The following is a 12,112-nucleotide window of genomic DNA, read 5'->3' as shown; positions in this document are numbered from 1 at the left end:
GTCGCTATGAGTCACAAAGACAATGGTGCACCGTTTCGTATCCCGCTGTCAGTTCGGTCCGGGCACCTCTCAGTCTCAGATGCTGAAGTGTGCCATCTGGTTGGGGATGTTGGGGGTGGTTCCTGGTGCAGGCTGGAACGATCCGGCCCCCGAGAGGGGTTTCTTCGTGGTGGAGTTGTCTTAAGGGCCGCAACTGGTTCGGCCCCCGGGTGCTCCTTTGTGGAGCCCCCCGGGGGCCGACTGTGTGGTGTGTGCTCGGTGGTGTCCTACTCTCCCGCACCCTGGCGGGTGCAGTACCATCGGCGCTGTCAGGCTTAGCTTCCGGGTTCGGGATGGGGCCGGGCGTTTCCCTGTCGCTGTGACCACCGAGACGACTACATGGGCAGTGCGTCAGTGTTCCTGTGATTCTGTTATCAGGCTGCCTGCCGACACACGCGCTGGTGGTGTGTGGTTGGTGGACTGGGTTGGGTGTGGACCGTATAGTGGACGCTTCGCTCTTACCGTATCGCTCACCCCCCGGTACTCCCACGCACGCTAGGTGTGTGGTGTGTGTTTGGGGGTGTTGTTGTTTGTGTTGGCCTATTAGTACCAGTCAGCTCTAAACCGTTGCCGGTCTTCCACTTCTGGCCTATCAACCCAGTAGTCTGCTGGGGGCCTACCAAAAAGGACAAGTCCTTCTTGTGGAGACCTTATCTTGAAGATGGTTTCCCGCTTAGATGCTTTCAGCGGTTACCCTTCCCGAACGTAGCCAACCAGCCGTGCCCCGGGCGGGACAACTGGCACACCAGAGGTTCGTCCGTCCCGGTCCTCTCGTACTAGGGACAGGCCTTCTCAAGTCTCCTGCGCGCGCAGAGGATAGGGACCGAACTGTCTCACGACGTTCTAAACCCAGCTCGCGTACCGCTTTAATGGGCGAACAGCCCAACCCTTGGGACCTGCTCCAGCCCCAGGATGCGACGAGCCGACATCGAGGTGCCAAACCATGCCGTCGATATGGACTCTTGGGCAGGATCAGCCTGTTATCCCCGGGGTACCTTTTATCCGTTGAGCGACGACCCACCCACACGGGATCGCCGGATCACTAGTTCCTACTTTCGTACCTGCTCGACCCGTCGGTCTCACAGTCAAGCTCCCTTGTGCACTTGCACTCAACACCTGGTTGCCGACCAGGCTGAGGGAACCTTTGAGCGCCTCCGTTACACTTTAGGAGGCAACCGCCCCAGTTAAACTACCCACCAGGCACTGTCCCTAACCCGGATCACGGGCCCAGGTTCAGGCGCACGCCATAACCAGAGTGGTATTTCAAGGACGACTCCACCGCCACTGGCGTAACGGCTTCACAGTCTCCCACCTATCCTGCACAAGCTATAGCGGGCGCCAATACCAAGCTGTAGTAAAGGTCCCGGGGTCTTTCCGTCCTTCTGCGCGAAACGAGCATCTTTACTCGTACTGCAATTTCGCCGAGCTCATGGTTGAGACAGCGGGGAAGTCGTTACGCCATTCGTGCAGGTCGGAACTTACCCGACAAGGAATTTCGCTACCTTAGGATGGTTATAGTTACCACCGCCGTTTACTGGGGCTTAAATTCACCACTTCACCCGAGGGTTGATGGTTCCTCTTAACCTTCCAGCACCGGGCAGGCGTCAGTCCGTATACATCGCCTTACGGCTTCGCACGGACCTGTGTTTTTAGTAAACAGTCGCTTCCCCCTGGCCTCTGCGACCCTCCCCCCTAGCCCGCAAACGGGGCTTCAGGGATCAGGCCCCCCTTCTCCCGAAGTTACGGGGGCATTTTGCCGAGTTCCTTAACCATGATTCACTCGTGCGCCTAGGCATACTCTGCCCGACCACCTGTGTCGGTTTAGGGTACGGGCGGCTGGCACCATCGCGTCGAGGCTTTTCTCGGCACCCCAGGATCACCCTGTTATCCCCCACCAAAGTAGGGTCACCATCACGCCTCACCCTCACCTCTCAAGGAGGCAGTCACTCCGGATTTACCTGGAGGACGGGCTGCGCGCTTGAACGGACCAAGCCATCAGGTCCGCCGGGCTACCACTGTGCGTCACCCCTGTTAACACGCTTGCCTACCTGCACGGAGGATCCCCAGACCCCACCACCACAACCACACCACCCCCCGAAAGGAGTAGGCGCGGCTGAATTTGGTGGCTGGGCGTGGGTTAGCACCCGCGCGTCAGCATGGGCGGTGCTTCGCCGGTACGGGAATATCAACCCGTCATCCATCGACTACGCCTGTCGGCCTCGCCTTAGGTCCCGACTCACCCAGGGCGGACTAGCCTGGCCCTGGAACCCTTGGTCATTCGGCGCTAGGGCTTCTCACCCTAGTATCGCTACTCATGCCTGCATTCTCACTCCCGCACCGTCCACCAACAGTCACCCACAGGCTTCCCCCGGTGCAGGACGCTCCCCTACCACCCACAACCCCTGCCACCACACGCACAAGGCGCACGATGAAGGGAACACGTCATGGGTCCGCGGCTTCGGCGGTGTGCTTGAGCCCCGCTACATTGTCGGCGCACGATCACTTGACCAGTGAGCTATTACGCACTCTTTCAAGGATGGCTGCTTCTAAGCCAACCTCCTGGTTGTCTGCGCGACCGCACATCCTTTCCCACTTAGCACACGCTTAGGGGCCTTAGCCGGCGATCTGGGCTGTTTCCCTCTCGACCACGGAGCTTATCCCCCGCGGTCTCACTGCCACGCTACAACCCGACGGCATTCGGAGTTTGGTTGACGTCAGTAACCCTGTGGGGCCCATCAGCCACCCAGTAGCTCTACCTCCGCCGGGCAACACGCGACGCTGCACCTAAATGCATTTCGGGGAGAACCAGCTATCACGGAGTTTGATTGGCCTTTCACCCCTACCCACAGCTCATCCCCCCAGTTTTCAACCTAGGTGGGTTCGGTCCTCCACACGCTCTTACACGTGCTTCAACCTGGCCATGGGTAGATCACCCCGCTTCGGGTCCAGAACGCGCCACTACACATCGCCCTATTCGGACTCGCTCTCGCTACGGCTACCCCACACGGGTTAACCTCGCGACACGCCACTGACTCGCAGGCTCATTCTTCAAAAGGCACGCCACCACCCCCACACCAAAAGCATGAAGGCTCTGACGGCTTGTAAGCGCCCGGTTTCAGGTACTATTTCACTCCCCTCCCGGGGTACTTTTCACCATTCCCTCACGGTACTATCCACTATCGGTCATCAGGAGGTATTCAGGCAGCCAAGTGGTCTTGGCAGATTCACACAGGATTCCACGAGCCCCGTGCTACTCGGGCACCATCCCAGACACGCACCAACCAGTTCCGCCTACGGGGGTATCACCCACTACGCCACGCCTTCCCAGACGATTCAGCTACCAGCCAGCACACGCGCCCCCTCTCCGGCAGAAGAGGAACAGAACAGCCCCACAACCCCGCACACGCAACCCCTGCCGAGTATCACACGCACACGGTTTAACCATCATCCGCTTTCGCTCGCCACTACTCACGGAATATCTTCTCCTACGGGTACTGAGATGTTTCACTTCCCCGCGTCACCCCCCACACCCTATACAATTCAGATGCAGGTGACACGACATAACTCGTGCCGGGTCCCCCCATTCGGAAACCCTCGGATCACAGCCCGCCAGCCGGCTCCCCGAGGAATATCGCAGGCCACCACGTCCTTCATCGGCCCCTGATGCCAAGGCATCCACCGAACGCTCAAAAAAACAAACAACAAAGACACACGAACAAAACAAAAACATTTGTCGCAGAAATCTTACAGTAAGATGCTCGCGTCCACTATACAGTTCACAACCAACCCACCCACACCCACCCAAAACCCCCAACAACCAGGAGCCCCAGACAGGCCAGGCAACCAGGGCGCACTGCCCCAGAACCCCGACAGCATGCCACCCCCACACACGCAGGGGCACCCACCACACCCCAACTCCCCACACAAGCAGGAAGCAGAAGCACGACGGGCGTGTTTCCTACACCAAGAACCAGACAACCAACCACCCCAGCCCCCACCACACAGGCAGGAAACCAGAGCACCAGCCGCCCGGCCTTCCGCGAGGAGCAGCCCCCGGCCGGCCCAGACCCATACAACGGCCCAGACAACAACGACCAGGAAGCCACCCCCACACAACATCAATCCTTAGAAAGGAGGTGATCCAGCCGCACCTTCCGGTACGGCTACCTTGTTACGACTTCGTCCCAATCACCAGCCCCACCTTCGACCGCTCCCCGTAGGGCCACGGGCTTCGGGTGTTGCCGACTTTCATGACGTGACGGGCGGTGTGTACAAGGCCCGAGAACGTATTCACCGCAGCGTTGCTGATCTGCGATTACTAGCGACTCCAACTTCACGGTGTCGAGTTGCAGACACCGATCCGAACTGAGACCGGCTTTAAGGGATTCGCTCCACCTCACGGTATCGCAGCCCTCTGTACCGGCCATTGTAGCATGCGTGAAGCCCAAGACATAAGGGGCATGATGATTTGACGTCATCCCCACCTTCCTCCGAGTTGACCCCGGCAGTCTCCCGCGAGTCCCCACCACAACGTGCTGGCAACACGGGACAAGGGTTGCGCTCGTTGCGGGACTTAACCCAACATCTCACGACACGAGCTGACGACAACCATGCACCACCTGTGAACCGGCCCCACAAGGAGGAAGCCCCGTCTCCGGAGCCGACCGGCACATGTCAAGCCTTGGTAAGGTTCTTCGCGTTGCATCGAATTAATCCGCATGCTCCGCCGCTTGTGCGGGCCCCCGTCAATTCCTTTGAGTTTTAGCCTTGCGGCCGTACTCCCCAGGCGGGGCACTTAATGCGTTAGCTACGGCGCGGAAGACCCGGAAAAGGCCCCCCACACCTAGTGCCCAACGTTTACGGCGTGGACTACCAGGGTATCTAATCCTGTTCGCTCCCCACGCTTTCGCTCCTCAGCGTCAGTAACGGCCCAGAGACCCGCCTTCGCCACCGGTGTTCTTCCTGATATCTGCGCATTCCACCGCTACACCAGGAGTTCCAGTCTCCCCTACCGCACTCAAGCCGGCCCGTACCCACCGCAAGCCCCCAGTTAAGCCAGAGGATTTCACGACAGACGCGACCAGCCGCCTACGAGCTCTTTACGCCCAATAATTCCGGACAACGCTCGCGCCCTACGTATTACCGCGGCTGCTGGCACGTAGTTAGCCGGCGCTTCTTATCCAGCTACCGTCAACCCACCCACAAGGAGCAGGCCTGCTTCACTGGCGAAAGAGGTTTACAACCCGAAGGCCTCCATCCCTCACGCGGCGTCGCTGCATCAGGCTTGCGCCCATTGTGCAATATTCCCCACTGCTGCCTCCCGTAGGAGTCTGGGCCGTGTCTCAGTCCCAGTGTGACCGTCCACCCTCTCAGGCCGGCTACCCGTCACCGCCTTGGTAGGCCATCACCCCACCAACAAGCTGATAGGCCGCGAGCCCATCCCCCACCAAAAACACCCAAAGGCGCATCTTTCCCGGGCCCATCATGCGACAGACCCAGAATATCCCGTATTAGCCACACTTTCATGCGGTTATCCAGAAGAAGGGGGCAGGTTACTCACGTGTTACTCACCCGTTCGCCACTCATCCAGAACCAGCAAGCTGATCCCTTCACCGTTCGACTTGCATGTGTTAAGCACGCCGCCAGCGTTCGTCCTGAGCCAGGATCAAACTCTCCAAACAAAACCAACAAAAACAAGCCCCAACCAACCACAAACAGCCAGCCAGAACCCACAGTCAGTACAACAGTCCAGAAAACCAGACCAGGCCCAACCCAACCCCAAAAAAAAGAGCCAGGCAAACCAAAACAAAACAAGACCCCAAAAAACCACACACAAACAAAATCATGCGCAGCCCCAGGGCCATGGCATAAAAAACATGACACACTATCGAGTTCTCAAACAACACACCCAGCCGGAACTCGATCAAGCCTTCCGACTTGACTTCGCTCTGGCGAGCAACTCCGCTACTCTAGAACATTTGCTGGTTCGACGTCAACCTCAGAAGCATTGTTCCCGGTCACACCGATCGCCGTTCTGTTGTAGTGAGCTTGCCGCCGGAAGCTTCCGAGCAAGGCCCGGGCCGTTCGGCAGCGGGCTGTACTTTAGGCAGGTCCACCCCACGGACGTCAAACCGATCTCCCATGATCCAGGACACATCGACTTTCCCTTGTCATTCCAACCGTTTCAACGAACGCATCGATACGTGTTGGCGACACCCCGTCGTTCGTCAGTATCCACCAAGCACTTCATATGCCTACAATCGGCCAGTCAGTTTACCATTCAACTACTGGTGTCCGGCATCGGACCCCAGCGACCATCAAGGAGCACCTCCCGTGCCTGCTTCCACCCGCGGCGCCAAGCGCCCTCGTTCCGGATCCGAGATCGTGACCAGCCCGTCAGCTCGCATCGTGCTGGCCGTCCTGCGGATCGTCGTCGGCTTCATCTTCCTGTGGACCTTCCTGGACAAGACTTTCGGCCTCGGATTCTCTACCCCTCGTCAGATGGCCTGGATCAACGGAGGTCAGCCCGCCCAGGGCTTCATCAAGGGCGTGGCGGTCCACAGCCCCTTCGGGAGCGCCTTCGAGCTGCTGGCCAACCCGGTGAGCGACTGGCTGTTCATGGCCGGGATGCTCGGAGTCGGCGTCGCCCTGACTCTGGGCATCGGACTCAAGGTGAGCGCCTTCGCGGCCTCAGCACTCATGGTGCCGTTGTATCTGGCCCTGTGGCCCATCGGAACCGGAGGTACCGAGAACGCGGCGACCAACCCCCTGGTCGATCTCCACTGGGTTCTGACCCTGTCCGCCATCCTCTTCGCCCTGACTCGGGCCGGCGACACCCTGGGGCTGGGCACCTGGTGGTCTCGTTTGGTCGGCGACTCCTGGCTGCGCTGATGTCTCCGACGTCGTCGTGACCGACGAGCGAGCTCAGGCCGCGTCCTGAGTACCGCCAGGGGCGTGAAACACCCGAAGGTGTTTCACGCCCCTGGCCATGTCACATGGAACCTACGCGTCTCACTCCGCCTCGGCGAACTTGCGGACCGCCTTGGCCACAGCGTCGGCGACCCGGGTATCGAAGGCGCCGGGGATGATGTACACCGGGCTGATCTCGTCGTCGGCGATCACCGAGGCGATGCCGGTGGACGCGGCCCGCAGCAGCTCGGTGGAGATGTCGGTGATGCCAGTGTCCAGCAGGCCGCGGAAGAGCCCGGGGAAGGCCAGCACATTGTTGATCTGGTTGGGGAAGTCCGAGCGTCCGGTCGCCACCACGGCGGCGTAGTCGGCAGCACGGATCGGGTCGACCTCCGGGATCGGGTTGGCCATGGCGAAGACGATGGCGCCGTCGTTCATGACCTCCAGGTCCTCGGGCTCGAGCAGGTTGCCCGACGAGACGCCGATGAAAACGTCGGCCCCCTTGAGCCCCTCCTTGAGGGAGCCGGTCACCTGACGCCGGTTGGTGTTCTCAGCCAGCCACTTGCGGTGCTCGTTCATACCCTCGGTGTCCGCCGCGGACAGGGCCCCGGTGCGCCCGTAGCCGACGATGTCTGTGGCGCCGTGCGCCATGAGCAGCTTGGCGATGGCGCTGCCGGCCGCACCGACACCGGACAGGACGATGCGCACGTCCTCGATCTTCTTACCCACGATCTTCAGAGCGTTGATGAGGGCCGCCAGGGTCACGATGGCGGTACCGTGCTGGTCATCGTGGAAGACCGGGATGTCGAGCTCCTCGCGCAGGCGGGCCTCGATGTCGAAGCACTTGGGGGCGGCGATGTCCTCCAGGTTGATGCCGCCGTAGGCCGGGGCGATGGCCTTGACGATGGAGATGATCTCCTCGGGGTCCTTCGTGTCCAGGGCCACCGGCCAGGCATCCACGTTGCCGAACTGCTTGAACAGAACGGCCTTACCCTCCATGACGGGCATGGCGGCGGACGGGCCGATGTCCCCCATCCCCAAGACCGCGGTCCCGTCGGTGACGACGGCGACGGTGTTCTTCTTGATGGTGAGCATCCGGGCGCGCTCGGGGTGGTCGTAGATGGCCTTGCAGACGCGGGCCACTCCGGGGGTGTAGACGCGGGCCAGGTCACGACGGTTGTGAATCGGGTACTTGCTAGCGATCTCGATCTTGCCTCCGACGTGAGTCAGGAAGGTCGAGTCGCCGACGTTGCGGACGACGACGCCGTCAATCTCCTCCAACTTGGCAACCAGCTCGTTGCGGTGCTTGGAGTCCCGGGTGTCGGCCGTGAGATTGACAGTGAGCCTGTCGCCGTCGGAATCGGCCACGTCGACGCCGGTGACGATGGCACCAGTCGCAGTGGCAGTGTCGACCAGGCGGGCCACCGCCTTCTGGGAGGCGGGCACCTCGAGGTACAGGGCGACGGTGTAACTGGGACTGGGCTGAACCATGGGCACTCCTCGTGGGATGGGCGGGACTTGACGTCAGTACTCCGAGCCTATCTCCCACCGACCGCCAGCCACTCGGATGACGGTCCTATTAGGACCGGATGCTGAGATTCCGAGTGGCTTCCGCAAGCAATCTCACCCTGCGCGCAACCTCTCCATCACCGACGCGAGCCACCGGAGAAGCTGAGGGAAACCGCCGACAACGGACAGTCCGGCCCGACACCACTGGCTGGATGCAGCGGTGACGGGCCGGAGTACTCCGAGCCGGCCTCGACGCAAGAGGGCAGCTGTACGGAGGGAGGCTTCAGGAGACGAGTGGTGAGACCCGCCTCAGCCCTGCACGCGCTCCATGACGAGCTCACGCACGCGCTTGGCATCGGCCTGGCCGCGGGTCGCCTTCATGACGGCTCCGACGATGGCGCCGGCCGCCTGGACCTTACCGCCGCGGATCTTGTCCGCCACGTCCGGGTTGGCGGCCAGGGCCTCGTCCACGGCGACCAGCAGCGCGGAGTCGTCGGAGACGACCTCGAGCCCGCGAGCGGCGGCCACGGCCTCAGGATCACCTTCGCCGGCCAGGACCCCTTCGAGAACCTGGCGGGCGAGCTTGTCGGTCAGGCGACCGGAGTCCACCAGCCCTTGCAGCTCGGCGATCTGCTCAGGCGTGACGGCCATGTCCTCCAGGGCCGTCTCCTGCTCCTTGGCTGTGCGGGAGAGCTCACCCATCCACCACTTGCGGGCGGCCTGGCCGGTGATCCCCGCTGCCGCGGTGGCCTCGATGAGCTCGAGCGCCCCGGCGTTGACGACGTCGCGCATCTCGGTATCGCTCAGGCCCCACTCGGCCTTGAGGCGACGACGCTTGGCCGCGGGCATCTCGGGCAGCCCCGCACGGATCTCCTCGACCCATTCGCGGCTGGGCGCCACCGGAACCAGGTCCGGCTCGGGGAAGTAGCGATAGTCGTCGGCGTCGGACTTGACGCGACCGGCGCGGGTGGTGCCGTCGGCCTGGCCGTGACGGGTCTCCTGAAGCACTTCTCCCCCGGCGGCCAGGATGGCGGCCTGACGCTGAATCTCGTAGCGGACGACCTGCTCGATCCCACGGAAGGTGTTGACGTTCTTGGTCTCGGTGCGGGTGCCCAGCGGCGCGTCGGGCGACTCGCGCAGGGAGACGTTGACGTCCGCGCGCACGTTGCCGCGCTCCATACGCGCCTCGGAGACGCCCAGGGCCCGGAAGATGTCGCGCAGGGTGCGCACGTAGGCGGCGGCGACCTGAGGCGCCCTGGCGCCGGTGCCCTCGATGGGTCGGGTGACGATCTCCACCAGCGGCACGCCGGCGCGGTTGTAGTCCACCAGGGAGTGGCTGGCGCCCTCGATACGGCCGTCGGCACCCCCGATGTGGGTGTTCTTGCCGGCGTCCTCCTCCATGTGGGCCCGCTCGATCGGGATGGTGAAGAAGGAGCCGTCCTCCATCTCGATCTCCAGGGCGCCGTCGTAGGCGATGGGCTCATCGGACTGGGAGGTCTGGAAGTCCTTGGCCAGATCCGGGTAGAAGTAGTTCTTCCGGGCGAAGCGGCAGGACTGCGCGATCTCGCATCCCAGCGCCAGGCCGATGCGGATGGCGTACTCCACGCCGCGGGCGTTGACCACCGGCAGCGCACCGGGCAGTCCCACCGACGTGGGGGTCACCATCGTGTTGGGCTGAGCACCGAAGACGTTGGGGGCGGCGTCGAACATCTTGGTGGCGGTCCCCAGCTCGACGTGCACCTCGAGTCCCAGGACCGGGTCGTAGCGACGAACAGCCTCGTCGAAGTCCATCAGCGTGTCACTCATCGTGTCTCCTCCAGCTCGGGCGCACGCGACAGCAGCGGCGCCCCCCATGTCTCCTCCAGCGCGGCCTCCAGGACGGCACCCACGCGGTACAGGCGGTCATCGGCCCTCTGCGGCGCCAGGATCTGGAAGCCCACCGGAAGCCCGTCATCGCTCAGGCCCGAGGGCAGGCTCATGCCGGGGACCCCCGCGAGGTTGGCCGGGATCGTGGTCACGTCCAGCTTGTACATCGCCAGCGGGTCGTCCTTCTCCCCGAAACGGTAGGCCGTCACCGGAGCGGTGGGCGAGACGAGGATGTCCGCCTTGTCCCAGGCGGCGGCGAAGTCGCGCTGCACGAGAGTGCGTACCTTCTGGGCCGAGCCGTAGTAGGCGTCGTAGTAGCCGGCCGACAGCACGTGGGTGCCCAGGATGATGCGGCGCTTGACCTCGTCGCCGAAGCCCGCCCCGCGGGTGGCCGCCATGACGGTCTCGGCAGTGACGGGTCCCGACGTCGGCTCGACCCGCAGGCCGTAGCGCATCCCGTCGTAGCGGGCCAGGTTGGAGGAGGCCTCGGCGGGCATGATGAGGTAGTAGGCGTCCAGCGCGTACTCCAGGTGCGGCAGGGAGACGGTCTCCACCTGCGCGCCGGCCGCCTCGAGCAGCTCCAGGGCGGCGTGGAAGGAGGCCACGACGCCGTCGTGGTAGCCCTCTCCGCCGTCGAGCTCGGAGATGACGCCGACTCGCAGTCCGGTCAGATCCCTCCCCTCCTGGGCGGCCCGGACCACGGCGGCCATGTCGCGCGGGGCGTCCGGCAGCGAGGTCGAGTCCAGCGGGTCGTGAGAGGCGATGACGTCGTGCAGCAGAGCGGTGTCCAGCACCGTGCGGGCCATGGGGCCCGGCGTGTCGAGGGAGGAGGCCATGGCGATGACGCCGAAGCGCGAGACCGTGCCGTAGGTCGGCTTGACACCGACCGTGCCGGTGACGGCCGCGGGCTGGCGGATCGAGCCCCCGGTGTCGGTGCCCACGGCCACAGGGGCCTCGTAGGCGCCCACGGCCGCGGCCGAGCCACCCGAGGATCCTCCCGGGATGCGGCCCAGGTCCCAGGGGTTGGCGGTGCGGCCGAAGGCCGAGTGCTCGGTGGAGCCGCCCATGGCGAACTCGTCGAGATTGGTCTTGCCCAGGATCGGGGTGCGGGCGGCGCGCAGGTTGCGCACGAGGGTGGCGTCATAGGGCGGCACCCAGCCCTCGAGGATCCGTGAGGCGGCGGTCGTGACCTGGCCACGGGTGACGATGAGGTCCTTGACGGCCACCGGCACACCGGTCAGCTCGCTGGTCGCCTGACCCTCCTTGCGGGCGGCGTCAGCGGCGTCGGCCTGACTCAGGGCGCACTCGGCATCGACGTTGAGGAAGGCCCCGACGGCGCCGTCGACGGCGGCGATACGGTCAAGGTGGGCCTGGGTGAGCTCGCGTGAGGAGACCTCCCCCGCCGACAGGGCCGCGGCCTGCTCGGCGGCGCTGCTCCTGATGAGGTCGGCCAGGGCGTTGGTGCTGTGAGCGCTCATGAGGCGGAGTCCTCCCCCAGGATCTGCGGAACGAGGAACATGGAGTCCTCGCTGGCCGGCGCGCCGGCCAGGAGCTCGTCGACGTCGAGCGTGGGGGCCGGAACGTCCTCACGCAGCACGTTGGTCAGGGGCACGGGGTGGGAGGTCGCCGGCAGGTCGGGCGTGACCACGCTCGTGACCCGGGCGAAGGAGGAGGCAACCGCGTCCAGCTCTCCGGCCAGGCGCGACACCTCCTCATCGCTCAGGGCGACCCGAGCCAGCGCCGCAACCCGTGCGACCTCATCAGTGGAAATTGCAGACATGGTGTGGAG

The 12,112-nt window shown here is 63.6% G+C and carries 5 protein-coding genes and 3 rRNA genes; 1 reads left to right on the top strand and 7 read right to left on the bottom strand.

The genetic code is table 11. From position 1 onward, the window contains the following. Positions 1-253: 253 nt before the first annotated feature. The 3 genes from rrf to HW274_RS04100 form a co-directional block, all read right to left on the bottom strand. Positions 254-370: ribosomal RNA gene (gene rrf, locus HW274_RS04110) — 5S ribosomal RNA — on the bottom strand. A 191-nt stretch (positions 371-561) separates the two neighbouring features. Further along, positions 562-3,743, bottom strand: a 23S ribosomal RNA gene (locus tag HW274_RS04105). Between the two features lie 425 nt (positions 3,744-4,168). After that, a 16S ribosomal RNA gene (locus tag HW274_RS04100) occupies positions 4,169-5,720 on the bottom strand. The 16S, 23S and 5S rRNA genes sit together here, the layout of an rRNA operon. A gap of 652 nt (positions 5,721-6,372) precedes the next feature. On the opposite strand from HW274_RS04100, the gene HW274_RS04095 reads away from it, so the two are divergent. Beyond that, positions 6,373-6,930, top strand: a complete 558-nt coding sequence (locus HW274_RS04095; RefSeq protein ID WP_075254097.1) for a DoxX family protein — start codon at positions 6,373-6,375, stop codon at positions 6,928-6,930. Positions 6,931-7,050: 120 nt separating this feature from the next. Here the strand turns inward: HW274_RS04095 and HW274_RS04090 are convergent, their stop codons facing one another. The 4 genes from HW274_RS04090 to gatC all read right to left on the bottom strand — a co-directional run bounded on the left by HW274_RS04090 (position 7,051) and on the right by gatC (position 12,103). After that, a complete protein-coding gene (locus tag HW274_RS04090; RefSeq protein ID WP_185989265.1) occupies positions 7,051-8,439 on the bottom strand; it encodes an NADP-dependent malic enzyme in 1,389 nt (462 codons plus the stop codon). Positions 8,440-8,766: 327 nt separating this feature from the next. After that, positions 8,767-10,263 (bottom strand): Asp-tRNA(Asn)/Glu-tRNA(Gln) amidotransferase subunit GatB, encoded by a 1,497-nt coding sequence (gene gatB / locus HW274_RS04085; protein WP_075254099.1) that lies wholly within the window; start codon positions 10,261-10,263, stop codon positions 8,767-8,769. Beyond that, positions 10,260-11,801: an Asp-tRNA(Asn)/Glu-tRNA(Gln) amidotransferase subunit GatA gene (gene gatA, locus HW274_RS04080; RefSeq protein WP_185989264.1), complete on the bottom strand. Its 1,542-nt coding sequence runs from the start codon at positions 11,799-11,801 to the stop codon at positions 10,260-10,262. Before gatA ends, gatB begins: the two co-directional genes overlap by 4 nt. Continuing rightward, the gene (gatC, locus tag HW274_RS04075; RefSeq protein ID WP_003789737.1) at positions 11,798-12,103 is read right to left on the bottom strand and encodes an Asp-tRNA(Asn)/Glu-tRNA(Gln) amidotransferase subunit GatC; all 306 of its coding nucleotides are present in this window, start codon (positions 12,101-12,103) and stop codon (positions 11,798-11,800) included. Before gatC ends, gatA begins: the two co-directional genes overlap by 4 nt. Positions 12,104-12,112: the final 9 nt, after the last annotated feature.

Source organism: Actinomyces sp. oral taxon 169 (genome assembly GCF_013394715.1).
Lineage (GTDB): Bacteria > Actinomycetota > Actinomycetes > Actinomycetales > Actinomycetaceae > Actinomyces.
The sequence above is the reverse complement of the archived record's forward strand: the minus strand, read 5'-3'. Positions and strand labels throughout refer to the sequence as shown.

Excerpts from the sequence above, each read along its gene's own strand:
- gatB (WP_075254099.1), bottom strand. The coding sequence starts at position 10,263 with ATGAGTGACACGCTGATGGACTTCGACGAGGCTGTTCGTCGCTACGAC.
- gatC (WP_003789737.1), bottom strand. The coding sequence starts at position 12,103 with ATGTCTGCAATTTCCACTGATGAGGTCGCACGGGTTGCGGCGCTGGCT.
- HW274_RS04090 (WP_185989265.1), bottom strand. The coding sequence starts at position 8,439 with ATGGTTCAGCCCAGTCCCAGTTACACCGTCGCCCTGTACCTCGAGGTG.
- gatA (WP_185989264.1), bottom strand. The coding sequence starts at position 11,801 with ATGAGCGCTCACAGCACCAACGCCCTGGCCGACCTCATCAGGAGCAGC.